Origin of the sequence: Achromobacter sp. PD1 (assembly GCF_048541815.1) — a bacterium.
Lineage (GTDB): Bacteria > Pseudomonadota > Gammaproteobacteria > Burkholderiales > Burkholderiaceae_B > Achromobacter > Achromobacter bronchisepticus_A.
This window is the reverse complement of the sequence record NZ_CP183349.1, coordinates 6,442,113-6,468,579: the sequence shown is the minus strand read 5'-3', so window position 1 is coordinate 6,468,579 and position 26,467 is coordinate 6,442,113. Positions and strand designations below refer to the sequence as shown.

Here is a 26,467-nt window from a genome sequence, read left to right as displayed (position 1 = left end):
ATGCTATCGATCAAGAATCTGGAAGCGGGCTACGGCAAGGTGAAGGTGCTGCACGGCATCAGCATGGAAGTGCCGAAGGCCAAGGTGGTGACGCTAATCGGCTCCAACGGCGCCGGCAAGACCACCACGATGCGGGCGCTGTCCGGCATGATCCGCCCCACCGCGGGCGAGGTCACGCTGAGCGGCAAGCGCATCGACGGCCTGGAGTCCCACCGCATCGCGCGGCTGGGCCTGGCGCACTCACCCGAGGGCCGGCGCGTGTTCCCAACGCTGTCGGTCACCGACAACCTGCTGCTGGGCGCTTTCCCGCGCCTGACAGGCAGCCGTCCCAAGGGAGACGTGCAGTCCGACCTGGGCCGGGCCATGGATCTGTTTCCGCGCCTGAAGGAGCGACGCGATCAGTTGGCCGGCACGCTGTCTGGAGGCGAACAGCAGATGCTGGCCATGGCGCGCGCGGTGATGCTGAATCCGGAACTGGTGCTGCTGGACGAGCCTTCAATGGGGCTGGCGCCGATCCTGGTGGAAGAAGTGTTCCGGATCATTGCGCGGCTCAAGGATGAAGGGGTGACGATGCTGCTGGTGGAGCAGTTTGCTGCTGCTGCATTGAATGTGGCGGATTATGGGTATGTGTTGGAGAACGGGCGGATTTCGGTGCATGGGAGTGCGGATAAGTTGAAGCATGATCCGGCTGTTGTGGCGGCTTATCTTGGTGGGTCGCATTAGAGGGATGGCGTTGTTGGCGTTCTTTTGACGCCTGCCACGTTGGGGACTCGCGCTGCGCGGGGCAACGATTGCGGTCCGGAGCCTTCGCTCCGGACTTCCCCTTCGTCATCGTCGTTGCCGCCTACGGCGGCTGCCTTCCGATTCCCTCGGGCTTATCGACGCCCCGCGCAGCGCGAGTCCCCAACGCGGCAGGCTGCATTGTCTGAATCTTCACGGGCGCTGGGGCGAGTGGTGTGCTTGGCGTTTTTTTTCGCATCGGGGTGTGGTGGCGGGTCTTGCGGGGCCCGCCCCAGGCCGGCCGCGCGGGCGGCCTTTTGGGGCCTACGCGGTGTCTTGCGTCGCGTGATGGCGCTGCGCGCAGTGGCTGCGGCATAACGGCTATTCAGCCCAGCCCAGCCCAGCATCTACATTTCAACTCCGATGCCGGATGGGCGGCGCGCGCGAGACACTCCTCATGCGCAAGTCACTGCTCAACGCGCGCCGCCCATCACCGCCCCACCCCCAGGACGGCGATGCCATCAGAAAACAGCTGTCCACATTCGCGACAGCGAGCACTATCGAAATTTCAAAAATCACGTATGTCATTTATGGCCGCCCGCGCGGCCATAAATGACGGGCAGCACAAGACTCGACACTGGCCACGGATCTAACAGCGCAGCGACCCAAGACGACAGTAGCCCGTCGGCGCGGGCGGCGTGGCGGCTCGCAACCTCGATGCGCCCGAGGGAATCCGAAGGGAAGGCCGAAGGCCTGGACGAGGATGACGAAGGGGCAGTCCGGAGCGAACGCTCCGGACCGCAATCGTGGGCGCGAGCCGCCACGCCGCACGCGACGACGGGCGGCCTACGAACAAGACCGCCCGCCACCAGAACATCAACAACCCATCAACGATCAAACAATCGTCAACGTCACATCAATATTGCCCCGCGTAGCATTCGAATAAGGGCAAACGATATGCGCCGCAGCGACCAGCTTCTCCGCCTCGGCCCGCTCCATCCCCGGCAACGAAATCTTCAATTCGACTTCGATCCCGAACCCCGTAGGAATAGGACCGATGCCAACAGCGCCGTCGATCGTCGCATTCGACGGCATGGCGATCTTGTCGCGGCCGGCGACGAATTTCATGGCGCCCATGAAGCAGGCCGAATAGCCCACGGCGAACAGCTGTTCCGGATTGGTGCCGGCCGCGCCCGCGCCGCCCAGTTCCTTCGGCGTGGTCAGCTTGACGTTCAGGTTGCCGTCGTCCGTCGCGCCCGTTCCTTCACGGCCGCCGGTAACGTGCGCATGGGCGCGGTACAGCACTTTTTCGATAGACATGATGCGTTTCCTTGTAGGGAAGTGGGGGTTGAACTGCCAGGCCTGGCGGGAACATCCCGCTGCGACCCTTACTATTTAAATAGCGCAATATTAAATAGCGCACTATTTATTTAACCTAACAGTAGCGGGCCTGGCCCGCTACTTCAAAGACTTGCGCTCAGCTTCTCCCGCAGCGCATGCAGCGTTTTCATCATACCTTGCGCCTCTTCCAGCGAACACTGCGCGGCGCCCGCGATCGAGTGCGGCACGGCCTCGGCCTGCGCGCGCAGTTCGCGGCCCTGGCGGGTCAGCCCGACGATCACCTGGCGCTCGTCTTCCACGGCGCGCTTGCGCGTCACCAGGCCCGCCGCTTCCAGGCGCTTGAGCAGCGGCGTCAGCGTGGCCGAATCCAGGAACAGGCGCTCGCCGATATCCGTCACCGTAATCTCGTCGCCTTCCCACAGCACCAGCATCACCAGGTACTGCGGATAGGTCAGATCCAGCCCGCGCAGCAGCTTGCGGTACACCTTGTTCATCGCCAGCGAAGTCGAGTACAGGGCGAAGCACAGCTGGCTGTCCAGCAGCAGCGGATTGAATGCAGCCTTGGCTTTGGATCGAGATTTCATTGCGCAATATTAAATAGCGCGCGATTTATCGTCAACAACTATTTCGAGCAAAACCGCCGGCGCCTATGCCGGCTCGCCCTCGGCCGCGGCACGGTCCGACCCGTATTGTTTCAGACCGTCCAGGTCCAGCACCCGGACAGCGCCGTATTCCACGTTCAGCAGGCCCGCCTCTTCCAGCTTGCGCAGCGCCTGGTTGGCGCGCTGGCGCGACACCCGAGCCAGATAGCCGACTTCTTCCTGCGTAATCGCCAGGCGCATGCCCATGCCGGGATACAGCAAAGGGTTGAAGAGTTCGGCCAGGCAGCGGGCCACGCGCGCATCCGGGTCCAGCAAACGGTCATACTCCGCCTTGCCGATGAACTGCGCCACGCGCTCGTTCAATTGGTGGAGCAGATAGCGGTTGAATGGGATGCTGCTGTCCAGCAGCCAGTCGAACGTGGTGGCCGGCAAACGCGCCACCACCGAATCCCGCAGCGCAACGATGTCGTACTTGCGGATCTCGCGCTTGAGCAGCGAACCCTCGCCGATCCAGCCGCCCGCAGGCACGCCGGTCAGCGAAGCCACCTTGCCTTCCGCATTGCCCACCGAAACCTTGACCAACCCTGCCAGCACTCCTATCCAAGCCTGGGCGAGTTCACCTTTGCGCTCTATGATCGACCCGGCAACCACCTGCTGCACGGTAAGGTCCCGCTCGACGCGCTCTTGCTGATCGCGGCTGAGCACGCGAAACCAGGCGGCGGCGAGTTGCAGGGAGTCGGATAGCTGCATCGGGAATACCCTAAAAGTTCCTTGAATGTCGCGATGGTGACAGTTGGTAGCAACCCAACCTTATACCTTAACTCCTGCCGTAAATCTAAAACCAACTGGTCAAGCGCCCCATCGCCGCCGCCGCTCTCGCGGCCTCCCGGCCCGATGCGCCCAAACCGGAGGAGACATCGTGGCACATACACCGCCCGCATCTGCACAGATGCCGGCGGCGCTGGATACCTTTCCGGCGCTGCTGTTCACGCATGCCAGCGTTCGCGGGTCGCGGCCCGCCATACGCGAAAAAGATCTGGGGATCTGGCAGACCCTCACGTGGTCCGAAGTGGCGGAGCATGTCCGGCACGTCGCGCATGGCTTGGCCGCATTGGGCATCAAACCCGGCATGCACGTGGCCGTGATCGGCGAAAACCGCCCGCGCCTGTACATGGCCATGATGGCTGCGCAGTCGCTCGGTGCGATACCGGTTCCGCTCTACCAGGATGCCGTGGCGCAGGAAATGGTCTACGTGCTGCAGGACGCCGAGATCAGCGTGGCCATCGTCGAAGACCAGGAACAGGTCGACAAGATGCTCGAAGTCCACGAGCAATGTCCCGCGCTCAAGCACGTGGTGTATGACGATCCGCGCGGCCTGCGCCATTACACCGACCCGATGCTGCGCTCGTATGAACAGCTGGAAGAGCTGGGCCGCGAGTACGCCAAACAGCATCCCGGCTTCTTCGACCAGGCCGTCGCAGCCGTGCAGCCGCATGATCCGGCCGCCATGTTCTACACCTCCGGCACCACCGGCAAGCCCAAGGGCGTGGTGCTCACGCACCATGCGCTGATCGACCGCGCGCGCGCCGTGTCCGATATGGAAAAGCTGACCGACCAGGAAGACGTGCTGGCCTATCTGCCGCCCGCCTGGATCGGCCAGAACATGTTCTCGTACACGCAGCTGCTGGTAACGGGCTTTACCGTGAACCATCCTGAATCGCCCGACACCGTGTCGATCGACATGCGCGACATCGGCCCCACCTATTACTTCGCGCCGCCGCGCGTGCTGGAAGGCCTGCTGACACACGTGATGATCCGCATGGAAGACGCGGGACTGATCAAGCGCAAGCTGTTCGCGGCCTGCATGAAGCTCGCGCGCCGCGTAGGCGCCAAGATCCTGGACGGCGAGCAGGTCGGCGCCTGGGACCGTCTGCGCTACGCGCTGGGCAACATGATGATCTACGGTCCGCTGCGCAACGCGCTGGGCATGAGCCGGGTGCGCGTGGCCTATACCGCGGGCGAGGCCATCGGCCCCGACCTGTTCGTGTTCTACCGCTCCATCGGCATCAACCTCAAGCAGCTCTACGGCTCCACCGAAACCTCGGTCTTCGTCTGCGTGCAGCCCGACGGCCAGGTACGCGACGACACCGTGGGCCCGCCCGTCGAAGGCGTGGAGATCCGCGTGGCCGACAACGGCGAGATCCTGGTCAAGAGCCCCGGGCTCTTCAAGGAGTACTACCGCAACCCCGAGGCCACCGCCGAAGCGCGCAGCGCCGACGGCTGGTTCCATACGGGCGACGCGGGCTATCTGGACACCGACGGCCAGTTGAAGATCATCGACCGCGCCAAGGACGTGGGCAAGCTCGCCAACGGCGCCCTGTTCGCGCCCAAGTACATCGAGAACAAGCTCAAGTTCTTCCAGCACATCAAGGAAGCGGTCGCCTTCGGCGCCAACCGCGACGACGTGTGCGCCTTCATCAACATCGACCTGGAAGCCGTGGGCAACTGGGCCGAACGCCGCGGCATGCCCTATGCCGGCTACACCGACCTCGCGTCCAAGGACGAGGTCTACCAGCTGATCGCCGAATGCGTGGAACAGGTCAACGCCGACCTGGCCACCGATCCCAAGCTGTCGGCCTCGCAGATCAGCCGCTTCCTGATCCTGCACAAGGAACTGGATCCGGACGACGACGAACTGACCCGCACGCGCAAGGTGCGCCGCGCCTTCATCGCGCAGAAGTACGGCGTGCTGATCGACGCGCTCTTTGGCGGCAAGCAGTCGCAGTTCATCGAGACCGAAGTGAAATTCGAAGACGGACGCACCGGCAAGATCTCGGCGGATCTGAAGATCCGCCCGGTCAAGACGTTTCCCGCCATTACTGCCAAGGCCGCGTAGAGATCATGAGCAACAACGACCGCGACCAGCGTATCGGCGACGTCATGCTGGACATGCAGAACATCTCGCTGTCCTTCGGCGGCGTGAAGGCGCTGACGGACATATCCTTCAACGTGCGCGAACACGAGATCCGCGCCATCATCGGCCCCAACGGCGCCGGCAAGAGCTCGATGCTCAACGTCATCAACGGCGTCTACACGCCGCAGCAGGGCGGCATCGAATTCCGCGGCGAACGTTTCTCGCGCATGAATCCGCGCCGCGCCGCTGAAATGGGCATCGCGCGCACGTTCCAGAACCTGGCCCTGTTCAAGGGCATGAGCGTGCTGGACAACATCATGACCGGCCGCAACCTGCGCATGAAGTGCGGGCTGCTGGCCCAGGCCTTCCGCCTGGGGCCGGCCGAGCGCGAAGAGATCAAGCACCGCGAATTCGTCGAGAACATCGTCGACTTCCTGGAAATCCAGGCCTACCGCAAGACGCCCGTGGGCCGCCTGCCCTACGGCCTGCAAAAGCGCGTGGACCTGGGCCGCGCGCTGGCGATGGAGCCGCGCCTGCTGCTGCTGGACGAGCCCATGGCCGGCATGAACATCGAAGAGAAGCAGGACATGAGCCGCTTCATCCTGGATGTGAACGACGAGTTCGGCACCACCATCGTGCTGATCGAGCACGACATGGGCGTGGTCATGGATATCTCGGACCGCGTCGTGGTGCTGGACTACGGCAAGAAGATCGGCGACGGCAAGCCGGACGAGGTCCGTGCCAACGAAGACGTCATCCGAGCTTACCTCGGCGTATCGCACTAAGGCGGACAGACATGGGATTTTTTCTAGAGACCTTACTCGGCGGCCTGATGAGCGGCATGCTGTATGCCCTGATCGGCCTGGGCTTCGTGCTGATCTTCAAGGCTTCGGGCGTCTTCAACTTCGCGCAGGGCGCGATGGTGCTGGTCGCCGCGCTGTCCATGGCCCGCTTCTCGGAGTGGCTGCCGCGCTGGTTCGGCTTTGACAACATGATCCTGGCCAACGTGCTGGCATTCATCGTCAGCGCCATCGTGATGTTCCTGCTGGCGGTCGCCATCGAACGCTTCGTGCTGCGCCACCTGGTCAACCAGGAAGCCACCACCCTGCTGATGGCCACGCTGGGCATCAGCTACTTCCTGGATGGCCTGGGCCAGATCACTTTCGGCAGCTCGGTGTATTCCATCAACGTCGGCATGCCCAAGGATCCGCTGATGATCCTGGACTCGGTCTTCGAAGGCGGCTTACTGATCAACCTGGAAGACCTTACCGCAGCGGTGATTGCCGCCCTGCTGGTGGCCGCGCTGGCGCTGTTCTTCCAGTACACCTCGACCGGCCGCGCCCTGCGCGCGGTGGCCGACGATCACCAGGCCGCGCAGTCCATCGGCATTCCGTTGAACCGCATCTGGGTGATCGTCTGGAGCGTGGCCGGGCTGGTCGCGCTGGTGGCCGGGATCATCTGGGGCTCGAAGTTCGGCGTGCAGTTCACGCTGTCCACCGCGGCGCTGCGCGCCCTGCCGGTGGTGATCCTGGGCGGCCTGACCTCGGTGCCGGGCGCCATCCTGGGCGGCCTGATCATCGGCGTGGGCGAAAAGCTGTCCGAGGTCTATTTGGGGTCGCTGGTGGGCGGCGGTATCGAAATCTGGTTCGCCTATGTGCTGGCGCTGGTGTTCCTGCTGTTCCGTCCGCAAGGGCTGTTCGGCGAGAAGATCATCGACCGTGTCTGAGCCCAAAGGCCCTCTAGGATAAAAACATGTTCTATCGCGAAAACGGCCAGTTCAAGACCAGCTATCGCGCTGACCAGCAGATCTTCCCGATCCGCCAGGACCGCATCTTCATCTGGCTGCTGCTGGCGGTGGCGTTCGTCGCCATCCCGGCCATGGCCAGCGACTACCTGCTGCGCGCCATCCTGATCCCGTTCCTGATCCTGGCGCTCGCCGCCGTGGGCCTGAACATCCTGGTGGGCTATTGCGGCCAGATCTCGCTAGGCACCGGCGCCTTCATGGCGGTGGGCGCCTATGCGGCCTGGAACTTCGGCGTGCGCTTTCCCGGCATGCCGCTGGTCGTCCAGATCCTCCTGGGCGGCTTCTTCGCCACCATTGTGGGCGTGATCTTCGGCATACCCAGCCTGCGCATCCGCGGCCTGTACCTGGCGGTGGCGACGCTGGCCGCGCAGTTCTTCGTGGACTGGGCGTTCCTGCGCATTCCCTTCTTCACCAACTACTCGTCGTCCGGCAACGTCTCGGTGCCGCCGCTGACGGCCTTCGGCCTGCCGGTGCAGAGCGCGCTGGAAAAGTACCTGTTCGTGCTGATCCTGGTCGTCATCTTCAGCCTGTTGGCCAAGAACCTGGTGCGCGGCGCCATCGGCCGCCAATGGATGGCGATCCGCGACATGGACGTGGCAGCCTCCGTCATCGGCATCCGCCCCATGTACGCCAAGCTCACGGCCTTCGCGGTCAGCTCGTTCATCGTCGGCGTGGCCGGGGCCTTGTGGGGCTACATCCACCTGGGTTCATGGGAACCGCTGGCGTTCGACCTGACGCGTTCGTTCCAGCTGCTGTTCATGGTCATCATCGGCGGGCTGGGTTCGATCATCGGCAGCTTCTTCGGCGCGGCGTTCATCGTGCTGGTGCCGGTGGCGCTGTCCAACATCCCGCACGCGCTGGGCATCCCGCTGTCGGTGGACACGGCGGCGCACATCGAACACATGGTGTTCGGCGCGCTGATCGTGTTCTTCCTGATCGCCGAACCGCACGGACTGGCCAGACTATGGAGCATCGGCAAGGAGAAGCTGCGCATCTGGCCGTTCCCGCATTGATTTCGCATTGATTTCCGCGGTCCGCGGCGGCACAAGCGCGGCGGACCCGCCCTGAATACCCGGCTCAAGACCGGGCCAATCCCGGTGTCCCAGGGTTTACTGACCCAAACACCACGCAGGAGGTAAATGGAGATGAAGCGTCTTAACCTGAAGTTGGCGGCAGCTTTGATGGCCGCAGCCGGCGCCGCAGGCGCCGTGGCCACGCCGGCAATGGCGGCGGAAGAGCAGTTCGTTCCGTTGCTGGTGTATCGCACCGGGTCCTTCGCGCCCCTGGGCATTCCCTGGGCCGACGGTAAGCTGGACTACCTGAAGCTGGTCAACGAACGCGATGGCGGCGTCAACGGCGTCAAGATCACGTACGAAGAGTGCGAAACCGCCTACGCCACCGACCGCGGCGTGGAATGCTACGAGCGCCTGAAGGGCAAGGGCACCGGTGCATCGGGCTTCGACACCCAGTCCACCGGCATCACCTTCGCCGTCAGCGACAAGGCCATGGTCGACAAGGTGCCGGTCGAAACGATGGGCTACGGCCTGTCGCAGTCGGTCGACGGCAGCGTGTTCGAGTGGAACTTCCCGCTGCTGGGCACCTACTGGACCGCGGCCGACGTGATGATCCAGGACATCGCCAAGAAAGAAGGCGGCATGGACAAGCTCAAGGGCAAGAAGATCGCCCTGGTCTACCACGACTCGCCGTATGGCAAGGAGCCGATCCCCCTGCTGCAGAAGCGCGCGGCCAAGGAAGGCTTCGAGCTGGTGCTCTATCCCGTGACCGCCCCCGGCGTGGAACAGAAGTCCACCTGGCTGCAGATCCGCCAGGCGCGCCCCAACTACGTGCTGCTGTGGAGCGCCGGCATCATGACGCCGACCGCCATCCGCGAAGCCCAGGCCAGCGGCTATCCGCGCGACAAGATGTACGCCATCTGGTGGGCCGGCTCGGAAGGCGACGTGAAGGACCTGGGCGATGTCGCCAAGGGCTACAACGCCATCACCATCCACAACAGCGGCGCCGAACACGACAAGGTCTACGACGACCTGAAGAAGTTCGTCTACGACAAGGGCCAGGGTTCGGACAAGACCGGCAAGACCACGCTGGGCACCATCGCCCATACCCGCGGCATGATGATCTCGATGCTGCAGGTGGAAGCGATCCGCACCGCGCAGGAAAAGTTCGGCAAGGGCAAGGCGCTGACGCCGGACCAGGTGCGCTGGGGCTTCGAGAACCTGGACCTGACGCAGGAGAAGCTGGACAAGCTGGGCTTCGGCCAGATCATGCGTCCTGTCAAGACCTCTTGCAGCAACCACAAGGGCGACGACTGGGCCCGCATCGTGCAGTGGGACGGCGCGAAGTTCAAGGTGGTTTCCGACTGGTATCAGTCGGACAAGACCATCCTGGACCCCATGGTGAAGGAAGGCGCAGCGAAGTACGCCAAGGAAAAGAACATCACGCCCCGCAAGTGTGAGTAGTCCCCCCGAAGCACCTGCGGTGCCTCCCCCAAGGGGCGCCGCGCGCGGACCGGCAAAGCCGGCTCCGCGGCGGCCCGCTTGAGCCGCGCCGGCTGCATGCGGCGCGGGCACCGCAGATGCAAAGGACGTTGATACGAACCGGCAGCCATCCCTTGGGACTGGCTGCCGCCACACCGCAGGAATCTTTATGAACGACGCCAATATTGCTGCCGCGACAGACACCCCCAAGGTGCTGCTCGACGTGAACGGCATCGAGGTGATCTACAACCACGTGATCCTGGTGCTCAAGGGCGTTTCCCTACAAGTGCCGGAAGGCAAGATCGTGGCCTTGCTGGGCGCCAACGGCGCGGGCAAGACCACCACGTTGCGCGCCATCTCAAACTTGCTCAAGGGCGAGCGCGGCGACGTCACCAAGGGCCACATCCAATACCGCGACCAGCGCATCGAGAAGCTGTCGCCGGCGGAATTGGTCAAGCGCGGTGTGGTGCAGGTGATGGAGGGCCGGCATTGTTTTGCCCACCTGACCATCGAGGAAAATCTGCTGACCGGCGCCTACACGCGCAGCATGAGCCGCGCCGACACTGCGGCGGCGCTGGACCGCGTCTACCAGTATTTTCCGCGCCTGAAGCAGCGCCGCGCCAGCCAATCCGGCTACACCTCGGGCGGCGAACAGCAGATGACCGCGATCGGCCGCGCACTGATGGCCAACCCGAACATGATCTTGCTGGACGAGCCCTCCATGGGCCTGGCGCCGCAGATCGTCGAGGAAATCTTCGAGATCGTGCGCGACCTGAACCAGCGCGAGCGTGTCAGCTTTTTGCTCGCCGAGCAGAACACCAACATTGCGCTGCGCTACGCCGACTACGGCTACATCCTGGAAAACGGCCGCGTGATGATGGACGGCGCGGCAGCCGACCTGGCCCAGAACGAGGACGTGAAGGAGTTCTATCTGGGCATCTCCAGCGGCGAACGCAAGAGTTTCCGCGACAACAAGTTCTACCGCCGGCGCAAGCGCTGGCTGGCGTGATCCCTGGCATACGAGAGGGTGTGATCCCATGTCCCAGTTTTTTGATGTTCTCGAAACCAGAGCGCCCGAGCAACGCGAGCGCGAGCTGATGGCCGCCCTGCCCGGCGCGATCGCGCGGGCCATTGCGCGCGCGCCCGCCATCGCCGAGCAGCTGCGCGGCATCGACCCCGCCGCCATCACGTCGCGCGCGGCCCTCGCGGGCCTGCCGGTGCTGCGCAAGCACGAACTGCTGGAACGCCAGCAGCACAGCCGCGCCGACGCGGCCGCGCCTGCCGGACCGCAGAAAGCCTTCGGCGGCTTCTCCGCCATCGGCTGGGGCGAGGCGATGCGGGTGTTCGCGTCCCCCGGTCCCATCTACGAGCCGGAAAGCGCGCGCAGCGATTACTGGCGCTTCGCCCGGGCCCTGCACGCCGCGGGATTCCGCGCCGGCGAGCTGGCCTACAACTGCTTTTCGTATCACTTCACCCCCGCCGGCTCCATGATGGAAACCGCGGCGCATGCCGTGGGCTGCACCGTGTTTCCCGGCGGCACTGGCCAGACAGAACAGCAAGTGCGCGCGATCCAGGACCTGGCGCCCACCGGCTATACCGGCACGCCCAGCTTCCTCAAGATCATCCTTGAAAAAGCCGACGAGCTGGGCGTGAAGCTGGATTCGCTGCGCCGCGCGCTGGTGTCCGGCGAAGCCTTTCCGCCGTCGCTGCGCGACTGGCTGGCCGCGCGTGGCATCGACGGCTACCAGGCCTACGGCAGTGCCGACCTGGGCATGGTCGCGTTTGAAACCCCGGCCCGTGAAGGCCTGGTTCTGGGCGAGGACATCATTGTCGAAATCGTGCGCCCCGGCACCGGCGAACCCGTGCCGGACGGCGAAGTCGGCGAGGTCGTGGTCACCACCTTGAATCCGGACTATCCGCTGGTGCGCTTCGGCACCGGCGACCTGTCCGCCGTCATGCCCGGTGTTTCGCCCTGCGGGCGCACCAACACCCGCATCAAGGGCTGGATGGGGCGCGCGGACCAGACCACCAAGGTGCGCGGCATGTTCGTGCATCCGTCGCAGGTGGCCGACGTGGCGCGCCGCCATCCCGAGATCCTGCGCGCGCGGCTGGTGATCAGCGGCAGCACGGGGTCCGACCGCATGGTGCTCAAAGTGGAATCGCGGGTACGCAGCGAAGAGCTGGGCAAGCGCATCGCCGAATCGGTGCGCGACGTGACCAAGCTGCGCAGCGACGTGGAATGGGTGGATGCGGATGGCCTGCCGAACGACGGCAAGGTCATCGACGATATCCGCACCTACGAGTAAGCGACGCGGGCTCGCGGCCTCATGCGGCCGCGAGCAGCGCCAGCACGCCCTTCACCAGCATCGCCACGGCCACCAGGCCCGCGAACAGCGCAAAGCTCTGCTGCAGGCGGCGCGGGGGAAACCGGTCGGCCACCTTGCGCCCGCCCAGCATGCCCAGCACCGCCGCCGCCGTGAAAGGCGCGGCGATACGCCAGTCCAGATGCCCGCCCGCCGCCGCGGCCACGACGCCGCTGGCGGACACCAGCGCGATCACGGCCAGCGACGTGCCGACGATGGCCTGCATGGTCAGGTCGGTAGCGCGCCGCAGCGCGGGCACGATGACGAAGCCGCCCCCCACGCCCAAGAGGCCGGACAGGAATCCCGCGATCAGCCCCGCACCCGTCAAGGCGCGCGCGCAGGGCGCGGTCCAGCGCAGCCGGCCGGTGCTGGCGTTGAGCTGGCAGGGCGGCGTGCGCGGCGCGGCCTGCGCCGCCGGCTTGTTGCCTTGGTTCCACATGCGCCAAGCCACCATGCCCAGCACGCCGGCGAAGATGATGGCCAGCGGCGCATTGGGCAAACGCCGCGCCGCCCACAGACCCAGCGGCGACACCAGGATGCCGGTAACGGCCATGAAGCCCGCCGCGCGATAGCGCACCTGCCCTTTGCGCAGGCCAAGCACCGCGCCCAGGGCGGCCGACAGCCCCACCGCCAACAGGGCGATGGGCGCGGCCTGCGACACCTGCAAGTGCAGGCCGAAGACCAGCAGAGGCACCGCCATGATGGCGCCGCCCGCGCCGGTCAGCCCGAGTATCAGGCCCACGCACGCCCCCAGCGCCGCGCTGGCGGCCAACACCGTATCGATCATGGAGACGCTCAGTTACCCAGCGGACGGGCCAGCCATTCGCGGCCCTTGAGCATGCCGTTCCAGTAGATCCAGGGCAGCATCGTGGCCTTGAGGAACCAGGCGCTCTTGCGCGGCACGGTCGGGTCCAGCGGGAAGGTGGGCAGCAGCTTGCCGCCGTAGCCGAACTCAGCCAGCACGATGCGGCCGCGCTCCACCGTCAGCGGGCAGGAGCCGTAGCCGTCGTACTTGACCGGCATGGCGTAGCCCTCGCGCAGCGCCAGCAAGTTTTCGGCCACCGTGACGATCTGCTTGCGCGCGGCCGCGGCGGTCTTGGCATTGCTGGTGCAAATGCCGTCACCCAGTCCGAATACGTTGCCGTGGCGCACGTGCAGCAGCGTGGACGGATCCACTTCGCACCAGCCGGCGGCGTCAGCCAGCGGGCTGTTCTTCAGGAAGTCATGCGGCACCTGCGGCGGCACCGCGTGCAGCATGTCGAAGGACTTTTCCACGCGCGTCACCGCGCCGTCGGCGTCCTTGAGATCGAACCAGGCCTTGCGTGCCGCGCCGTCCACCGCCACCAGCGCCGAGTTGAAGGCCAGCGCGATACCGTAGCTTTCGACATAGCGCATCAGCGGCGGCACAAACGTGGGCACGCCGAACAGCGCCGCGCCCGCCAGGTCGAACTCCACGTCGATGCGGTCCAGCACGCCGGTGCGCTTCCAGTGGTCGCAGGCCAGGTACATGGCCTTTTGCGGCGCGCCGGCGCATTTGATGGGCATGGCCGGCTGCGTGAACAGCGCCTGCCCGCCCTTCAACCCGCGCACCAGTTCCCAGGTATAGGGCGCCAGGTCGTAGCGGTAGTTGGAACTGACGCCATTCTTGCCCAGCGTGTCGGCCAGGCCCTCGATCTTGTCCCAGGCCAGGCGCAGGCCGGGGCAGACGATCAGCTGCTGGTAGCTCACCGCCCGGCCGTCGGACAGCAGCACGCGGTTGGCCTCGGGTTCGAAGCCAGCCGCGGCCGCCTGCAGCCAGGTGGCGCGCCTGGGCATGACTTCGCGGGTCGGGCGCACGGTCTTGGCGACGTCGAAGGCGCCTCCGCCCACCAGCGTCCAGGCCGGCTGGTAGTAGTGCTTGTCGCTGGGTTCGATCACGCCGATGCGCAGGTCCGGGCGGCGGCGCAGCAGGCTGGCGGTGACGCCTATGCCCGCCGATCCTCCGCCCACCACCACCACATCGAAATCGCGCTGCGCCTCTGCTATCGGCATGCTTGTCTCCTTGCCGGTCTACCGGCTTTTGAATTTTTCCAGGACTGAAAATATTGCCATGCCGGCAACCATGGCGGCCACGAAGATCAGGGCCTCGGACACGCCGGCGGATGCCGCCACCAGCGCCGGCCCCGGGCAGAAGCCGGCCAGCCCCCAGCCCGCGCCAAACGCCAGGCTGCCCGCGGCCAGGCGCAGGTCCACGCGCGTGGCCGTGGGCCAGCGCAGGGGTTCGCCCGACAGGCTGGCGCGGCGGCGGCGCAGGAAAGCGAAGCCCACCGCCGTGACCAGCACGCCGCCGCCCATGACGAAGGCCAGCGACGGGTCCCAGGCGCCGCCGATATCCAGAAAGCCCAGCACCTTGGCCGGGTTGGCCATGCCGGAAATGATCAGACCCAGCCCGAATACCAGGCCTGACGCGAAAGCGATCAGCGCAACCATGTCAGAGTCCTCCCAGATGGCGCGTGGCATAGACCACGACAAAACCGGCAGCCATGAACAGGGCGGTGGCGGTCAGCGAGCGGCGCGATCCGCGCGACACGCCGCAGACCCCATGGCCGCTGGTGCAGCCCGAGGCGTAACGGGTGCCGATGCCCACCAGCAGGCCCGCCACGATCAGGCGCGTCGTGCTGGCTTCGACCACGACGGGCGGCAAGGCGCTGCCCAGGCGGTACAGCCATGGCGCGGCGAACAGGCCGATCAGGAAGGCCACGCGCCACATGCCGCCGCGCTCGGGAGGCAGCAGCCCGCCCAGGATGCCGCTGATGCCGGCGATGCGGCCCGCACCCGCCATCAGCAGCACGGCCGCGGCGCCGATGAGCAAGCCGCCCGCGCCGGCGGATACAGGAGTGAAGGAGGTCCAGGCAATGCTCATTTCAGTGACTCCAGTGACTCCATGGTCCGGCCGCAGTACAAACTGGATAAGGTCTTCATCACCTGGCTGACCTCGAAGCTGGCCATCTGGTAATAGACGTACTTGCCCTCGCGCCGGGTCGCGACCAGCCCTTCGTCGCGCAGTACGCCCAGCTGCTGGGACAAGGTGGGCTGGCGGATGCCGGTCAGCGATTCGAGCTCGCTCACATTGCGCTCGTTCTGGACCAGTTGGCACAGCAGCAGCAGGCGGTCTTCATTGGCCAGCGCCTTGAGCAAGGCGCAAGCTTGGGAGGCGGATTCGCGCAGGGCGGCGGCTTCGCACTCGGTCAGGACATGATTCATTTGATGCGCATCAATCTGCTGGGTAGGATTTGATCATTATATTGACTAATATAATATTCAACAATATTATTGAAATACATATATTGTTTCCTGATGCAGCCACTCGCTGCGACGCGAGCGTCCATGTCTCCCCAGATCCAGGCCTTCTTCGACACCGTCACCGCCACCGTCACCTATGTGGTGCATGAGCCCGCGCCAGGCGGCGCCTGCGCCATCATCGACTCGGTGCTGGACTACGATCCCAAGTCCGGCCGCAGCAGCACCGCCAGCGCCGACCGCGTGGCCGACTACGTGCGCCAGCACGGCCTGAAGACGGAATGGCTGCTGGAAACCCATGCCCATGCCGACCACCTGTCGGCCGCGCCCTACCTGCAGCGCCAGCTTGGCGGAGTCATCGCTATCGGCCAAAGCATCCAGACCGTGCAGGGCGTCTTCAAGAAGATCTTCAACCTGGAGCCGGAGTTCCAGCTGGACGGCTCGCAGTTCGGCCATCTGTTCAAGGACGGCGAGACCTTCCGCATCGGCGCGCTGACGGCGCAGGCGATCCACGTGCCCGGCCACACGCCGGCCGACATGGCCTATCTGATCGGCGATGCCGCCTTCGTCGGCGACACGCTGTTCATGCCGGACGTGGGCACGGCGCGCTGCGACTTCCCCGGCGGCGACGCCCATCAGCTCTACCGTTCCATCCAGCGCCTTCTGAGCCTGCCCGCCGAAACCCGGCTGTACATGTGCCACGACTACCCGCCCGCCGGGCGCGAAGCCTCCTGGCAGACCACGGTGGCCGAACAGCGCCGCGCCAACATCCACGTGCGCGACGGCATAGGCGAAGATGCATTCGTGGACATGCGCACCCGGCGCGACGCCACGCTCTCCATGCCCACCCTCATCCTGCCCGCCATCCAGGTCAACATCCGCGCCGGCCACTTCCCGCCGGCCGAGGACAACGGCGTGCGCTACCTGAAGATCCCCGTCGACGCGCTCTGACCGCGCCGCGATCCGGGCTTGCGCGCCTGGGGCTTATCCCGCAAGATCGGCTGATCGCAGAATTGCCGATCAGACGGATCCCCCCATGTTTGCAGAAGCCGAAGCCGACCCCAGCCTGTCCAAGGAAGAATTCAAGCCGCTGGAAGCGAAGCTGCGCGTCGCCTTGCTGAACGCGCAATACCAGCGCCTGCAGAACGCGGACAAGACGCTGCTGGTGGTCATCGCCGGCATCGACGGCGCCGGCAAGGGCGCCACCGTCAACCTGCTGAACGAATGGATGGATCCGCGCCATATCAAGACGCTGGCCTACGGACCGCGCGAAGGCCCCGCGCTAGAGCGTCCGCCCTTCTGGCGCTACTGGCACGATCTGCCGCCCAAGGGCAGCACCGGCATCGTCTTCGGTTCCTGGTATACGCCGCTGGTGCTCGAAGCCACGCGCAAGAAGCCTGACCAGAACAGCATAGAAGCCCAGGCCGCCGCGATCCGCCGCTTCGAGGCCATGCTTGCGGCCGAGGGCGTCCAGATCGTCAAGCTCTGGTTCCATCTGTCGGCCCAGGCCCAGAAAGCGCGTGCCGAGCGATTATTGGCCAGCCCTGAAACCTCCTGGCAGGTCAGCCCGGTCGATCTCAAGGTCTACAAGAAATACGACCGCATCCGCAACGCCGGCCAGGTGGTGCTGAACCATACGGACAGCGGCCACGCCCCCTGGGTCGTGATCCCCAGCGCCGACGAGGACATGCGCGCGGCGCGTACGGCCGAAGCGGTGCTGGCTGCCATGCGCCAGCGCGGCGTGCCGCGCATCCCGCCCGCCTTCGTGGCGCATGCCAGCCCCACGCGCATCGTCGACCGCCTGGGCGACCTGGACTACAACGCCAAGACCGAAAAGGACGACTACGAATCCGAACTGGGCCTGCTGCAAGGGCGGCTGGCGCGCGCGGCCCGTTCCAAGAAATTCCAGGAACGCTCGCTGGTGCTGGTGTTCGAGGGCCAGGACGCGGCCGGCAAGGGAGGCGCGATCCGGCGCGTGACGCATGCGCTGGATGCGCGCCAGTTCGACATCACGCCGATCGCCGCGCCCACCACCGAGGAACTGGCCCGGCCCTATCTGTGGCGCTTCTGGCGCCACGTGCCGCGCCATGGACGCATCGCCATTTTCGATCGCTCCTGGTACGGCCGCGTGCTGGTCGAGCGCGTCGAGAAGCTGACCGCGCCGGCCAACTGGCGCCGCGCCTATGCCGAGATCAACGACTTCGAGGGCCAACTGGCCGCCAGCGGCGCGCTGGTGCTGAAGTTCTGGCTGGCGGTCACGCCCGACGTGCAGCTGGAGCGCTTCAAGGAGCGCGAGAATTCGCCCTTCAAGAACTTCAAGATCACGCCCGACGACTGGCGCAACCGCGACAAATGGAAGGACTACGCGGCCGCCACCAACGAAATGCTGACGCGCACCGACGTCGCGCACGCGCCGTGGCATCTGGTTTCGGCCAACGACAAGCGCTACGCTCGATTGCAAGTGCTGCGACACATCGTCGAAGCCATGGAAGATCAACTCTGAATCCCGCCTGGAGGCCGCAAGCCATGAGTACCGCAGAAATCCGTCCCATCGTCGCCGCCGACTTCGAAGCCTGGCTGCCGCTATGGAAGGGCTACCAGGAGTTCTATCGCGTCAACATCGACGACGCGGTCACGCGCAACACCTGGGCGCGCTTCCTGGACCCCGCCGAACCCATGCACGCGGCGCTGGCGTACGAAAGCGGCCGGGCCGTCGGCATGGTGCACTGGATCTTCCACCGCTCCACCTGGACCGCGGGCGACTATTGCTATCTGCAGGACCTGTACGTGGACCCGGACGTGCGCGGCACCGGCGCCGGCCGCAAGCTGATCGAGCACGTGTACGCGCAGGCGGCCGCCGCCAATTGCGCGCGCGTTTACTGGCTGACCCATGAAACCAACGCCACCGCGATTCAGCTCTACGACCGCATCGCCGACCGCTCGGGCTTCATCCAGTACCGCAAGGTGATGCCGTGAGCGCACGCGACCCCAACTGTCCGCTGTGCCAGGAAGACGGCGGCACGCTGCTGTGGCGCGGTCCGCACCTGCGCATCATCGAGGTCGCCGACGCCGATTATCCGGGCTTCACGCGGGTAATCTGGAACGGCCATCTGGCCGAAATGACCAGCCTGTCCACCCACGGCCGCGACCTGCTGATGCGGGCCGTGTACGTGGTGGAAGAAGCCCAGCAATCGGTCCTAGGACCGGACAAGATCAACCTGGCCTCGCTGGGCAACATGGTGCCGCACCTGCACTGGCACGTGATCCCGCGCTGGCGCGGCGACCGCCATTTTCCCGACCCGATCTGGGCGCCGCCGCGCATCGCCACCGGCGCCGAATCGTTGGAATGGAAAGAGCGCCAGGCGCGCGTGCAGGCGCTGCTGCCGCGCTACCGGGACCGGCTGGTCGAGGCCATGAACGCCCTGCTCTGGCACTGAGCCGCCGCCCGCCTCAGGCGGCGCGCGCAGCCCCCCGCAGTTCCGCCAGCCAGCCGGCGTAAGCCTGTTCCACCAGCGCAGCCGCGCGTTCGGCGGAAAACCGGCCCTGGCCCCGGATCAGCTCACGGCCCGCATCGCCCATGCGGCGGCGCAGCGCCGGATCGGCCAGCAAACTTTCCAGCGCGCTGGCCAATGCCGCCGGATCGCTGGGCGGCACCAGCAATCCGGTCACGCCGGCCTCCATGGTTTCCGGCACCCCGCCCACGTTGGCGCCCACCACCGGCACCCCCATGGCCGCGGCCTCGATGAAAACGGTGCCCAAGGCCTCGCGCCGCGTCGGCAACGCGAACACATCGAAGGCCGTCAGCACATTGCCGATATCGTCGCGGCGGCCGGTGAAATGCACCCGCGGCGCCAGGCCCAGTTGCGCCGCCTGCGCCTGCAGCTGCCCAGCCATGGGCTGGCCTTCGCCCACCAGCACCAGATGGGCATTCGGAAACGTGGCGGCGATGCGATGGAAGGCGTCGATCAGGTCACAATGGCCCTTGTCCGGTCGCATGACGGCCACGCAACCGACCACCAGCGCGTCCTCCGGCAAGCCGAGTTCGCGCCTGACGCAGACGCCAGGGTGCACCTGCGGCAGCACCACCGGCGAATGGATGGTGGCGACAGCGTCCGGGCGCGCGCCGCCGTCCAGCAATTGCCCGCGCACGTAGCGGCTGACGGCGATGACGCGGTGCGCCAGCCAGGTGTAGGCGTAGAGGGAATTGATGGGCTTGGCCAGATGGCGGGTACGCACGATGAGCGGCGTGCCGGCCAGCCGCGCCGCGATGGCGCCCAGGACGGTGTCGCGCCGGCTGTGCGTATTGACCACGTCGAAACGGCCGCTGTGCAATAGCCGGCGCACGAAGGCGACGCAGCGCACGAAATTGAGCGGACCGTCCATGGGGACGAGATGCACCGTGAAACCGGCCTCGCGCAGACGCCTGCCCAGCTCCGCATCCGGCTGGCAAACCGCTTCCAGATGATGGCCGCGCTCGCGCATGGCGATCATTTCCTTGTAGATGCAGAACTCCTGGCCGCCGAACGAGGTGGCGGCTTCGGTATGCAGGATGCGCAGGCGCGTATCCGTGGCGGCCACGCGCTGGAACGATTCGATGGGATCGCGCATGATCAGGGATGACCGCTATGGGTGGCGTGCGCGTCGCTCCAGCGGCGGCCCTGCGACAACAGGTAGGCCTCCAGGTAGGCGATGTCTTCCTGGTTCAACTCGGCCGCGCCCGCGCTGGCGCGATCGCGTGGGCACTCCGAAGCCTGCATCCGGCCTTCGGACCAGACGCGGGCCGCGCCCGTGCGGGACAGTTCAAAGCGCGCACCCGAGCGGGCCCAGCCCAACAGACGCGCGCTGGGAATCAGTTGACGGGTTTGATAGACACCGTGCGGCGTCGGCGCCGCAGGCACGACCAGTGCGTCGCCGACATCCACCAGACGGCTCGCGGCGCCGGGTTTGCCAGGCGTGTAGGTCAATACCGTAAGAGGGCGTAATGGCATTTGGCTAGCATGAGTCGCCAGGCGGCGTTGCGAGCCACGGACTGGTCGGGATTCGAGGGAAAGGGGTTTGGCCGCCGGACAAGCAACGCCAAATATTCGACGCTGATGAGCTATTTTTTCGAATAATTGAAAGATGTTCGACGAAGTAGAGGAATCCCGAAAGTTGGATTCAGGTAAAATTCAGGAATGAAACGCGCATCTTATCAAAACGTAAGCAAGGGCGGTACTGCATGAGCGCCCCTACCGTCCCTCCCCACAAGCCGGTCTCGTTCCTGCAATCGTTTCTCCGCTCCGAAGCGCTGGGCGGTTATGTCCTGATGCTGGCCGCGCTGGTCGCCCTGGTGGTGGCCAACAGCCCGGCCGCGCCGGCCTATTTCAGCGTGCTGGAGACCAAGCTTGGCTTCCAGGCAGGTCCGGTCGTGCTCAAGGAAACCGTGCTGCACTGGATCAACGACGGCCTGATGGCGGTGTTCTTCCTGTTGGTCGGGCTTGAGATCAAGCGCGAAGTCCTGGACGGCCAGCTGCGCGGCGCCGCCCGCATCGTGCTGCCCGGCATCGCCGCCCTGGGCGGCATGGCGCTGCCCGCGCTGATCTACGTGCTGATCAACTTTGGCAGCCCCGGCACTTTGCGCGGCTGGGCCATTCCGGCCGCGACCGACATCGCCTTTGCGCTGGGCATCCTGGCGCTATTGGGCAGCCGCGTGCCGACCTCGCTGAAGATCTTCCTGACGGCGCTGGCCATCCTGGACGACCTGGGCGCCATCGTCATCATCGCCTTGTTCTATACCGCCGAACTCAACGTGTTCGCGCTGAGCATGGCGGGCGCCCTGCTGGTCTGCCTGTTCTGCCTGAACCGCTCCGGCGTGCTGCGCCTGACGCCGTACCTGCTGATCGGCGCCGTGCTCTGGTACTTCGTCCTGAAGTCCGGCGTGCATGCCACGCTGGCCGGGGTGGCGCTGGCGCTGACCATTCCGCTGCGCCCGCAGAACCAGGGCCATCCGGGCGCGCATTCGCCCCTGCATGCGCTGGAACATGCGCTGCATAAGCCGGTCGCCCTGCTGATCGTGCCGATTTTCGGCTTCGCCAATGCCGGCGTTTCGTTCGCCGGCATGGGCCTGGGCAGCCTGGCGGCGCCCGTGCCCATGGGCGTGGCGCTGGGCCTGTTCCTGGGCAAGCAGCTGGGCGTGTTCGGCTTTGCCTGGCTGGCCATCAAGAGCGGCATTGCCACCCTGCCGCGCCACGCCAGCTACATGCAGCTGTACGGTGTGTCGCTGCTGTGCGGCATCGGCTTCACCATGAGCCTGTTCATCGGCGCCCTGGCGTTCAGCGACCCGGCCGCCATCGACGCCACCAAGATCGGCGTGCTGACGGGCTCGCTGGCGTCCGCCGTGGTCGGCTTCCTGGTGCTGCGCACCTGCGGCACGCGCGCCGGCGCCGCGGAAAATCCTTGAACGCCGGTTGAGTAGGGACGGCGGGCGCTAAAGTAACGAGGTCCGCCACCCTTCCCTGGAGCCGCCATGAAACCGTCCGCCATCGCTGTGCAACGCGTCTACGAGGGCTTGGGCCCGGAAGGCAGCTACCGGGCGTTGGTGGACCGCATGTGGCCGCGCGGACTGCGCAAGGCGGACCTGCACCTGGACGAATGGGCCCGCGACATCGCGCCCACCCTGGAACTATGCAAATGGTTCAGCCACATCGAAGACCGCTGGGAAGAATTCCGCCAGCGCTACCAGGCCGAACTGGCGGAACCCGAACAGCAGGCCCGCATGGCTGCCCTGCTGGACGCGGCCGGCGACCGTCCGCTGACCCTGCTCTACGGCGCCCGCAATACTGAACACAACCAGGCCGTGGTGCTGCGCGAGGTCCTGCAGGACTATGTCCGGCATCACCGCAAGCGCAAGGCCTGACGCCCCCCACGTTTTGCTACCCTAGCCCGCTTTTATCGACCGGCGCGCAGCCGCACGCCGACAGTCTGTCTTGAGGAACCCCATGTCTTTCAGCTCCGACGCCTGGGCGCGCAACGCCGCACTCTACGAAACCACGCGCGACATGCCGTTCAACCGCGAACTGGCCAGCGGCCAGCTCGACGAGAACGCATTCAAGCACTACATGATCCAGGACGCGCACTACCTGGTGGCCTTCGGACGCGCGCTGGCCATCGCCTCTGCCAAGGCCGACGATGCCGACGGCGTGGTGCAGTTCGCCGACGCCGCCAAGGGCGCGGTGGTGGCCGAACGCACGCTGCACGCGGGCTTCCTGAAGCAGTTCGGCATCGATGACGCCACCTTCGAAGCGACGCCACTGACCCCGGCCTGCCACCACTACACCAGCTACCTGATCGCCACCGCCTGGAGCGCGCCGTACCCGGTAGCGCTGGCGGCCCTGCTGCCGTGCTTCTGGATCTACGCCGAGATCGGCCGCGAAATCCATGCGCGCGCGGCCCAACCCAATCCCTATTCGGCCTGGATCGAGGCCTATGCCTGCGAGGACTTCCACGCCCTGGTGCGCCGGGTCATCACCACGGTCGACCGCGTCGCCGAAAAGGCGTCCGCCGAAACGCTGGCGCAGATGCACGCCGCGTATACGCGTGCCGCGCAGCTGGAATGGATGTTCTGGGATTCGGCTTATCGGCAGGATGGGTGGCCGGTTTGAATCGAGGGTAGCGACTTCTGAGCCGCCGCCGCCAGGCTTTGGCGGCACACTTGAGCGCCAGGCTGTTGATGCCTGGCGTTTTTGTTTCAACGGGTTTGGGGCGTGTTTATTTTTCTGAAATCCACTTTCCCAATATTTCAGAAAATTTTGCAATCGAGGCAGTATCAACGTTCCACTGAGAGATCTTCATCCCATCATCATTGATTTCCTTCCTCGCAGAAACATGTAGATTTATATCTTCCGGGACAAACGGAACTGGCAACTCATTCAAAAGCAGTACATTATTTTGAATGTGAGCCTGCTCACCCTCGATATAAATCACCCAACAAAATACAAAATTGCATGAATCCGGATCATACATAGATGTCGCCAGAGCAGCATGCCCACGATCTCGCAACCCCTGGTCCAGTGATTTCTTCCAGCTCCTCAGATAATCCATACGAGACCAGAATCTCACCGGAGAAAAGAAATTTTCCTTATATCCATTGATTTCTATCTCTCCGAGCAATCCCGCCTCATCAAACCTTGTCAGTACCTCATGGGACAAATTCATGCTAAAGCTCATTCTTTCACCCAACTCATATTTCTGAATTTTGTTTTCTGTCGGACTGTCGCCAGCTCTTTCTTCCATCGGTAGATGATCGAGCGCTTCACGCCCAGCACCTTGCCTTCCTCCAGTCGTCTCACCGCCTCGATCTTGAACTCTCGACTGTGATACTGGCGTTTGGCTTCAAGCGGCTTACCTTCGGGCTTGGATTTATCCATGGGACACCTCCTTCAAGTATTGTCTACTTCTTCGGGTGTCCGGAAAACCCGGGCTAGCTCAGACAAAAATTGGAGCCAACCCACACTATCAACGGGAGAATTTTAGGTTGGCATCCTATTTTCATACCAACAATCTGCGTTTAACTTGCAAAGCAATATCCTCCACAACCCCCTTCGGTCCGGAAATAGTGATCCCGACAAAGGTCTCTGCTTCAATCGATATAGATGCGTCACCGAGCGCGACGACTAGACGCTCGATTTCTTGAGACCCACCGACTCCCCAAGATTTGTCAATCTCAACCGCACCGCTATTTGCTAGAACGGCACGGAGGGCGTCCCTGAGAGCATTGTCGTACTCATCTCCAAGAACGATTACCACCATTTCACTTGCCATCTTTAGAACCCCAGATCTTTGCCACCAGGGCGGCTTGCGGAATCGATGATTTTCTCCCAACTCTTGCTTGCGATGCCGGCCGGGCCTCTTGCTTCTATGTTGCAGATTTATTCATGTGCAGCGACTCAGCGCCAAACGAAGAGCAAAGCCTACTTGATCAGGCGAACTATCTGCGGCAATGACGACATTATCAGACTCGGTGAATCCATCACCGCTCCAAGCCTCCAGTTTTTCGTGATGACTTGGTGTCATTTTCAAAATTCCGAGCTTACCTTCCACATTGCAACTCTTCATATCTTTAAATAGCGGCCTCTTGGTCTTATATCCGTATTTGCCCATCAGCCCCACAACCCAATCTTTATAGCGCTTCATCATGGAATCCAGATCATATAAATCTCTATCGAATGTAGCCGCCGGATGGATCCAGACATCCGTCCTTGGCTCCGGCAAAACAAAGCGGCTTTTTGACAGGGCATCTAGCACAGCTTCACCAACCTCTTGATCAGCAGCATCGGGAGACATTAGATACATGGCGCCTTTGTAATCAGCCCGGCTACTTCCATAGCCCGAATAGGTTTGGATACAAAGAAACTCCTTATTCAGTTTCACACTCGCCCAAGCTCTAGGCACTATTTCATTTTTCATTCGATCACCGTCACTTTCAGTTTTACGCCTTGACTTTCGGCATATTTAGATGCCTTGCTAATTTCCGCCCATTGCGCCGTTGTGGTGGCCTTGGGAAGGTTCGGAAATTCCGCCGAGCAGTGTCTACCGGAACGAAGCTTGCGATTCGGCTGTCGATGCCACTACACGAGCCTCGTTTGCGTGCCAGTTGTTACTACCCACACCTGGTGGCGTCTCTATTCTGAGGCTGTCGACTTCCAGCAAAAATCAAATCTGAAATCTATGCTAAGCAAGCTCAGGCATTGACCGATGCGTCACCATATGGCAGTTTCAAGCACTACGTGACTCAAAGGGGGGGTATCAGTGTCCTTCGATGCGTTCACGAGAAAACGTCAGCGCCTGAAAAAACTCAATTTTCCTTGTCTTTTCTCGCTGGAGCACTGCCATTAGCTCACATTAATTTGTGAGCAAACTCGCAGACCGGCGAGAATTATCAGCTAGCAAACCACATCGACTCTTCAAGCGACATGAATACCAAGCGACTCAACGAGATCAGCAAGTTTCTTAGTTATGTACTCAGACATGAGCCACATGCTATCGACCTGGAGCTAGATAGCGAAGGTTGGGTGGATATTGAATGCTTGATAGTGAGCGCGGCCAAATACGGGCGCTCCTTAGATAGGGCCCTGATTCATGCAGTCGTCAGCAATAGTGATAAGAAGCGCTTCAGCATTTCGAATGATGGTCTGTGTATTCGCGCGGCGCAGGGTCACTCAACATCGAGCGTACGCATTCAACATATAGAGAAAGAACCTCCTGAGTTTCTCTATCATGGCACCACCACACGCTTCTTAACGTCAATCCGACAGCAAGGATTAATCGCAGGCTCTCGGCACCATGTGCATCTGTCGACAGACAAGCCAACAGCTATCGCGGTTGGGCAGCGCCATGGGCAACCTGTAGTACTGAGAATTTTTGCCCTGCGAATGTATCAACAGGGCTTCAAGTTCTTTCAAGCCGAGAATGGGGTTTGGTTAACGGCCGAGGTACCCAGCAGCTCCATCGTAGAAGAGGATCAAGCAACCAATTCTTCATCCGATAGAGAGACAGCTTCCGCCAACACATGAAACGCGACATTTTCAGACAAAAACTGAATGCTGAAGTGCCTTACTTCTGAAGCCCTGCAAGAAAATACAGCGCGACATGCATCCGTGCTAGAACCGATCAACTCGGAATCCAAAAACTCTGTTAATTCTCCGAGCCCATATTCACTTGGATCACCATGAAAATCAAAAATCAGATTCCCAGGAAATGGGGTTCGCATAAAAAATCGCACGGCTCTAAATGTGATCTCCCGTCGCATCTTCTTAACAGCATCACGGCCTTCCGCGTTCGGTACGTCCCTATCATATTCGACGGTCAGCACCACATCTAGCCCGAAAGAACGAAATGATACTTTTGACTCACCATAACCTGGCAGCCAATCATATGGATTAAAAATTAGTTTTGGCTTACCAATTTTCATG

The 26,467-nt window shown here is 63.6% G+C and carries 31 protein-coding genes and 1 pseudogene; 16 read left to right on the top strand and 16 right to left on the bottom strand.

The annotated features are described in order from the left end of the window. Positions 1-723, top strand: coding sequence for an ABC transporter ATP-binding protein (locus tag ACM1PE_RS30505; protein ID WP_013396767.1), 723 nt, complete (start codon positions 1-3; stop codon positions 721-723). A gap of 891 nt (positions 724-1,614) precedes the next feature. On the opposite strand, the gene ACM1PE_RS30500 is transcribed toward ACM1PE_RS30505, so the two are convergent. From ACM1PE_RS30500 to ACM1PE_RS30490, 3 genes are all read right to left on the bottom strand, one after another. Continuing rightward, positions 1,615-2,040, bottom strand: coding sequence for an organic hydroperoxide resistance protein (locus ACM1PE_RS30500; RefSeq protein ID WP_013396768.1), 426 nt, complete (start codon positions 2,038-2,040; stop codon positions 1,615-1,617). A gap of 143 nt (positions 2,041-2,183) precedes the next feature. Continuing rightward, positions 2,184-2,645 (bottom strand): MarR family winged helix-turn-helix transcriptional regulator, encoded by a 462-nt coding sequence (locus ACM1PE_RS30495; protein WP_054456924.1) that lies wholly within the window; start codon positions 2,643-2,645, stop codon positions 2,184-2,186. Positions 2,646-2,708: 63 nt separating this feature from the next. Continuing rightward, positions 2,709-3,413: a Crp/Fnr family transcriptional regulator gene (locus tag ACM1PE_RS30490; protein ID WP_059374161.1), complete on the bottom strand. Its 705-nt coding sequence runs from the start codon at positions 3,411-3,413 to the stop codon at positions 2,709-2,711. A 169-nt stretch (positions 3,414-3,582) separates the two neighbouring features. On the opposite strand from ACM1PE_RS30490, the gene ACM1PE_RS30485 reads away from it, so the two are divergent. The 7 genes from ACM1PE_RS30485 (at position 3,583) to ACM1PE_RS30455 (ending at position 12,182) form a co-directional block, all read left to right on the top strand. Further along, positions 3,583-5,559 (top strand): AMP-dependent synthetase/ligase, encoded by a 1,977-nt coding sequence (locus tag ACM1PE_RS30485; protein ID WP_059374160.1) that lies wholly within the window; start codon positions 3,583-3,585, stop codon positions 5,557-5,559. A gap of 5 nt (positions 5,560-5,564) precedes the next feature. Beyond that, positions 5,565-6,362 carry an ABC transporter ATP-binding protein gene (locus tag ACM1PE_RS30480; RefSeq protein ID WP_054456930.1) on the top strand — a complete coding sequence of 266 codons (798 nt, stop codon included), beginning with the start codon at positions 5,565-5,567 and terminating at the stop codon, positions 6,360-6,362. A gap of 11 nt (positions 6,363-6,373) precedes the next feature. Next, positions 6,374-7,303: a branched-chain amino acid ABC transporter permease gene (locus ACM1PE_RS30475; protein WP_042796065.1), complete on the top strand. Its 930-nt coding sequence runs from the start codon at positions 6,374-6,376 to the stop codon at positions 7,301-7,303. 26 nt (positions 7,304-7,329) lie between these two features. Further along, positions 7,330-8,394, top strand: a complete 1,065-nt coding sequence (locus tag ACM1PE_RS30470) for a branched-chain amino acid ABC transporter permease (protein WP_059374159.1) — start codon at positions 7,330-7,332, stop codon at positions 8,392-8,394. Between the two features lie 126 nt (positions 8,395-8,520). Beyond that, positions 8,521-9,858, top strand: a complete 1,338-nt coding sequence (locus ACM1PE_RS30465; protein WP_419342048.1) for an ABC transporter substrate-binding protein — start codon at positions 8,521-8,523, stop codon at positions 9,856-9,858. A gap of 187 nt (positions 9,859-10,045) precedes the next feature. Next, the gene (locus ACM1PE_RS30460; RefSeq protein ID WP_306634546.1) at positions 10,046-10,885 is read left to right on the top strand and encodes an ABC transporter ATP-binding protein; all 840 of its coding nucleotides are present in this window, start codon (positions 10,046-10,048) and stop codon (positions 10,883-10,885) included. Between the two features lie 28 nt (positions 10,886-10,913). Beyond that, positions 10,914-12,182, top strand: coding sequence for a phenylacetate--CoA ligase family protein (locus ACM1PE_RS30455; RefSeq protein WP_059374157.1), 1,269 nt, complete (start codon positions 10,914-10,916; stop codon positions 12,180-12,182). Positions 12,183-12,201: 19 nt separating this feature from the next. On the opposite strand, the gene ACM1PE_RS30450 is transcribed toward ACM1PE_RS30455, so the two are convergent. Genes ACM1PE_RS30450 through ACM1PE_RS30430 form a run of 5 tightly spaced genes read right to left on the bottom strand, consistent with a single transcriptional unit; the run spans position 12,202 to position 15,482 of the window. Beyond that, a complete protein-coding gene (locus ACM1PE_RS30450; RefSeq protein WP_059374156.1) occupies positions 12,202-13,026 on the bottom strand; it encodes a sulfite exporter TauE/SafE family protein in 825 nt (274 codons plus the stop codon). An 8-nt stretch (positions 13,027-13,034) separates the two neighbouring features. After that, a complete protein-coding gene (locus ACM1PE_RS30445; RefSeq protein WP_059374155.1) occupies positions 13,035-14,270 on the bottom strand; it encodes an NAD(P)/FAD-dependent oxidoreductase in 1,236 nt (411 codons plus the stop codon). An 18-nt stretch (positions 14,271-14,288) separates the two neighbouring features. Next, positions 14,289-14,708 (bottom strand): DUF6691 family protein, encoded by a 420-nt coding sequence (locus ACM1PE_RS30440; protein ID WP_059374154.1) that lies wholly within the window; start codon positions 14,706-14,708, stop codon positions 14,289-14,291. 1 nt (position 14,709) lies between these two features. After that, complete coding sequence (locus tag ACM1PE_RS30435) at positions 14,710-15,141, bottom strand: YeeE/YedE family protein (RefSeq protein ID WP_059374153.1); 432 nt, start codon at positions 15,139-15,141, stop codon at positions 14,710-14,712. After that, positions 15,138-15,482: an ArsR/SmtB family transcription factor gene (locus ACM1PE_RS30430; RefSeq protein ID WP_059374152.1), complete on the bottom strand. Its 345-nt coding sequence runs from the start codon at positions 15,480-15,482 to the stop codon at positions 15,138-15,140. The genes ACM1PE_RS30435 and ACM1PE_RS30430 overlap by 4 nt, the downstream gene beginning before the upstream one ends. Before the next feature lie 123 nt (positions 15,483-15,605). On the opposite strand from ACM1PE_RS30430, the gene ACM1PE_RS30425 reads away from it, so the two are divergent. The 4 genes from ACM1PE_RS30425 to ACM1PE_RS30410 all read left to right on the top strand — a co-directional run bounded on the left by ACM1PE_RS30425 (position 15,606) and on the right by ACM1PE_RS30410 (position 18,955). After that, on the top strand, positions 15,606-16,469 hold the full coding sequence (locus ACM1PE_RS30425) for an MBL fold metallo-hydrolase (protein WP_059374151.1): 864 nt from the start codon (positions 15,606-15,608) through the stop codon (positions 16,467-16,469). Positions 16,470-16,554: 85 nt separating this feature from the next. After that, positions 16,555-18,021, top strand: a complete 1,467-nt coding sequence (pap, locus tag ACM1PE_RS30420) for a polyphosphate:AMP phosphotransferase (RefSeq protein WP_419342047.1) — start codon at positions 16,555-16,557, stop codon at positions 18,019-18,021. Between the two features lie 23 nt (positions 18,022-18,044). Next, on the top strand, positions 18,045-18,494 hold the full coding sequence (locus ACM1PE_RS30415; protein ID WP_059374149.1) for a GNAT family N-acetyltransferase: 450 nt from the start codon (positions 18,045-18,047) through the stop codon (positions 18,492-18,494). Next, complete coding sequence (locus ACM1PE_RS30410; protein WP_419342046.1) at positions 18,491-18,955, top strand: HIT family protein; 465 nt, start codon at positions 18,491-18,493, stop codon at positions 18,953-18,955. The genes ACM1PE_RS30415 and ACM1PE_RS30410 overlap by 4 nt, the downstream gene beginning before the upstream one ends. A 13-nt stretch (positions 18,956-18,968) precedes the next feature. Here ACM1PE_RS30410 and ACM1PE_RS30405 read toward each other — a convergent pair whose 3' ends face one another. Both ACM1PE_RS30405 and ACM1PE_RS30400 read right to left on the bottom strand, forming a co-directional pair. Then, on the bottom strand, positions 18,969-20,126 hold the full coding sequence (locus tag ACM1PE_RS30405) for a glycosyltransferase (protein ID WP_419342045.1): 1,158 nt from the start codon (positions 20,124-20,126) through the stop codon (positions 18,969-18,971). A gap of 2 nt (positions 20,127-20,128) precedes the next feature. Beyond that, positions 20,129-20,506: a hydrogenase gene (locus ACM1PE_RS30400; RefSeq protein WP_118933247.1), complete on the bottom strand. Its 378-nt coding sequence runs from the start codon at positions 20,504-20,506 to the stop codon at positions 20,129-20,131. A gap of 230 nt (positions 20,507-20,736) precedes the next feature. Here ACM1PE_RS30400 and nhaA point away from each other — a divergent pair, with 230 nt between their 5' ends. The 3 genes from nhaA to tenA all read left to right on the top strand — a co-directional run bounded on the left by nhaA (position 20,737) and on the right by tenA (position 23,158). Continuing rightward, a complete protein-coding gene (gene nhaA, locus ACM1PE_RS30395; protein ID WP_118933248.1) occupies positions 20,737-21,957 on the top strand; it encodes a Na+/H+ antiporter NhaA in 1,221 nt (406 codons plus the stop codon). 66 nt (positions 21,958-22,023) lie between these two features. After that, positions 22,024-22,413 carry a DUF488 domain-containing protein gene (locus tag ACM1PE_RS30390; protein ID WP_118933249.1) on the top strand — a complete coding sequence of 130 codons (390 nt, stop codon included), beginning with the start codon at positions 22,024-22,026 and terminating at the stop codon, positions 22,411-22,413. Positions 22,414-22,495: 82 nt separating this feature from the next. Continuing rightward, complete coding sequence (gene tenA, locus ACM1PE_RS30385) at positions 22,496-23,158, top strand: thiaminase II (RefSeq protein ID WP_118933250.1); 663 nt, start codon at positions 22,496-22,498, stop codon at positions 23,156-23,158. Between the two features lie 106 nt (positions 23,159-23,264). On the opposite strand, the gene ACM1PE_RS30380 is transcribed toward tenA, so the two are convergent. From ACM1PE_RS30380 to ACM1PE_RS30360, 5 genes and pseudogenes are all read right to left on the bottom strand, one after another. Next, entirely contained in the window at positions 23,265-23,711 is a 447-nt protein-coding gene (locus ACM1PE_RS30380) for a hypothetical protein (protein ID WP_419342044.1), read from the bottom strand. Positions 23,712-23,719: 8 nt separating this feature from the next. Then, positions 23,720-23,923 (bottom strand): hypothetical protein, encoded by a 204-nt coding sequence (locus ACM1PE_RS30375; protein ID WP_419342043.1) that lies wholly within the window; start codon positions 23,921-23,923, stop codon positions 23,720-23,722. Between the two features lie 121 nt (positions 23,924-24,044). Then, positions 24,045-24,317 (bottom strand): hypothetical protein, encoded by a 273-nt coding sequence (locus tag ACM1PE_RS30370; protein WP_419342041.1) that lies wholly within the window; start codon positions 24,315-24,317, stop codon positions 24,045-24,047. A gap of 111 nt (positions 24,318-24,428) precedes the next feature. After that, on the bottom strand, positions 24,429-24,962 hold the full coding sequence (locus ACM1PE_RS30365) for a contact-dependent growth inhibition system immunity protein (RefSeq protein ID WP_419342039.1): 534 nt from the start codon (positions 24,960-24,962) through the stop codon (positions 24,429-24,431). Further along, positions 24,959-25,048 (bottom strand): annotated as a pseudogene (locus ACM1PE_RS30360) (hypothetical protein); the annotation flags it as partial. The pseudogene ACM1PE_RS30360 and the gene ACM1PE_RS30365, both read right to left, overlap by 4 nt. Positions 25,049-25,468: 420 nt before the next feature. Here ACM1PE_RS30360 and kptA point away from each other — a divergent pair. After that, positions 25,469-26,068, top strand: coding sequence for an RNA 2'-phosphotransferase (gene kptA / locus ACM1PE_RS30355; RefSeq protein WP_419342037.1), 600 nt, complete (start codon positions 25,469-25,471; stop codon positions 26,066-26,068). Here the strand turns inward: kptA and ACM1PE_RS30350 are convergent. Beyond that, positions 26,017-26,466 (bottom strand): hypothetical protein, encoded by a 450-nt coding sequence (locus ACM1PE_RS30350; RefSeq protein WP_419342034.1) that lies wholly within the window; start codon positions 26,464-26,466, stop codon positions 26,017-26,019. The genes kptA and ACM1PE_RS30350 overlap by 52 nt on opposite strands. Position 26,467: the final 1 nt, after the last annotated feature.

Bases quoted from the DNA above. Each gene is read 5' to 3' on its own strand.
- ACM1PE_RS30430 (WP_059374152.1), bottom strand. From the start codon at position 15,482: ATGAATCATGTCCTGACCGAGTGCGAAGCCGCCGCCCTGCGCGAATCC.
- ACM1PE_RS30495 (WP_054456924.1), bottom strand. From the start codon at position 2,645: ATGAAATCTCGATCCAAAGCCAAGGCTGCATTCAATCCGCTGCTGCTG.
- ACM1PE_RS30390 (WP_118933249.1), top strand. From the start codon at position 22,024: ATGAAACCGTCCGCCATCGCTGTGCAACGCGTCTACGAGGGCTTGGGC.
- nhaA (WP_118933248.1), top strand. From the start codon at position 20,737: ATGAGCGCCCCTACCGTCCCTCCCCACAAGCCGGTCTCGTTCCTGCAA.
- ACM1PE_RS30455 (WP_059374157.1), top strand. From the start codon at position 10,914: ATGTCCCAGTTTTTTGATGTTCTCGAAACCAGAGCGCCCGAGCAACGC.
- ACM1PE_RS30435 (WP_059374153.1), bottom strand. From the start codon at position 15,141: ATGAGCATTGCCTGGACCTCCTTCACTCCTGTATCCGCCGGCGCGGGC.
- ACM1PE_RS30465 (WP_419342048.1), top strand. From the start codon at position 8,521: ATGGAGATGAAGCGTCTTAACCTGAAGTTGGCGGCAGCTTTGATGGCC.
- ACM1PE_RS30475 (WP_042796065.1), top strand. From the start codon at position 6,374: ATGGGATTTTTTCTAGAGACCTTACTCGGCGGCCTGATGAGCGGCATG.
- ACM1PE_RS30490 (WP_059374161.1), bottom strand. From the start codon at position 3,413: ATGCAGCTATCCGACTCCCTGCAACTCGCCGCCGCCTGGTTTCGCGTG.
- tenA (WP_118933250.1), top strand. From the start codon at position 22,496: ATGTCTTTCAGCTCCGACGCCTGGGCGCGCAACGCCGCACTCTACGAA.
- ACM1PE_RS30470 (WP_059374159.1), top strand. From the start codon at position 7,330: ATGTTCTATCGCGAAAACGGCCAGTTCAAGACCAGCTATCGCGCTGAC.
- ACM1PE_RS30415 (WP_059374149.1), top strand. From the start codon at position 18,045: ATGAGTACCGCAGAAATCCGTCCCATCGTCGCCGCCGACTTCGAAGCC.
- ACM1PE_RS30505 (WP_013396767.1), top strand. From the start codon at position 1: ATGCTATCGATCAAGAATCTGGAAGCGGGCTACGGCAAGGTGAAGGTG.
- ACM1PE_RS30375 (WP_419342043.1), bottom strand. From the start codon at position 23,923: ATGGATAAATCCAAGCCCGAAGGTAAGCCGCTTGAAGCCAAACGCCAG.
- ACM1PE_RS30460 (WP_306634546.1), top strand. From the start codon at position 10,046: ATGAACGACGCCAATATTGCTGCCGCGACAGACACCCCCAAGGTGCTG.
- ACM1PE_RS30425 (WP_059374151.1), top strand. From the start codon at position 15,606: ATGTCTCCCCAGATCCAGGCCTTCTTCGACACCGTCACCGCCACCGTC.
- ACM1PE_RS30370 (WP_419342041.1), bottom strand. From the start codon at position 24,317: ATGGCAAGTGAAATGGTGGTAATCGTTCTTGGAGATGAGTACGACAAT.
- ACM1PE_RS30440 (WP_059374154.1), bottom strand. From the start codon at position 14,708: ATGGTTGCGCTGATCGCTTTCGCGTCAGGCCTGGTATTCGGGCTGGGT.
- ACM1PE_RS30450 (WP_059374156.1), bottom strand. From the start codon at position 13,026: ATGATCGATACGGTGTTGGCCGCCAGCGCGGCGCTGGGGGCGTGCGTG.
- pap (WP_419342047.1), top strand. From the start codon at position 16,555: ATGTTTGCAGAAGCCGAAGCCGACCCCAGCCTGTCCAAGGAAGAATTC.
- ACM1PE_RS30365 (WP_419342039.1), bottom strand. From the start codon at position 24,962: ATGAAAAATGAAATAGTGCCTAGAGCTTGGGCGAGTGTGAAACTGAAT.
- ACM1PE_RS30500 (WP_013396768.1), bottom strand. From the start codon at position 2,040: ATGTCTATCGAAAAAGTGCTGTACCGCGCCCATGCGCACGTTACCGGC.
- ACM1PE_RS30400 (WP_118933247.1), bottom strand. From the start codon at position 20,506: ATGCCATTACGCCCTCTTACGGTATTGACCTACACGCCTGGCAAACCC.
- ACM1PE_RS30380 (WP_419342044.1), bottom strand. From the start codon at position 23,711: ATGAATTTGTCCCATGAGGTACTGACAAGGTTTGATGAGGCGGGATTG.
- ACM1PE_RS30350 (WP_419342034.1), bottom strand. From the start codon at position 26,466: ATGAAAATTGGTAAGCCAAAACTAATTTTTAATCCATATGATTGGCTG.
- ACM1PE_RS30405 (WP_419342045.1), bottom strand. From the start codon at position 20,126: ATGCGCGATCCCATCGAATCGTTCCAGCGCGTGGCCGCCACGGATACG.
- ACM1PE_RS30445 (WP_059374155.1), bottom strand. From the start codon at position 14,270: ATGCCGATAGCAGAGGCGCAGCGCGATTTCGATGTGGTGGTGGTGGGC.
- kptA (WP_419342037.1), top strand. From the start codon at position 25,469: ATGAATACCAAGCGACTCAACGAGATCAGCAAGTTTCTTAGTTATGTA.
- ACM1PE_RS30480 (WP_054456930.1), top strand. From the start codon at position 5,565: ATGAGCAACAACGACCGCGACCAGCGTATCGGCGACGTCATGCTGGAC.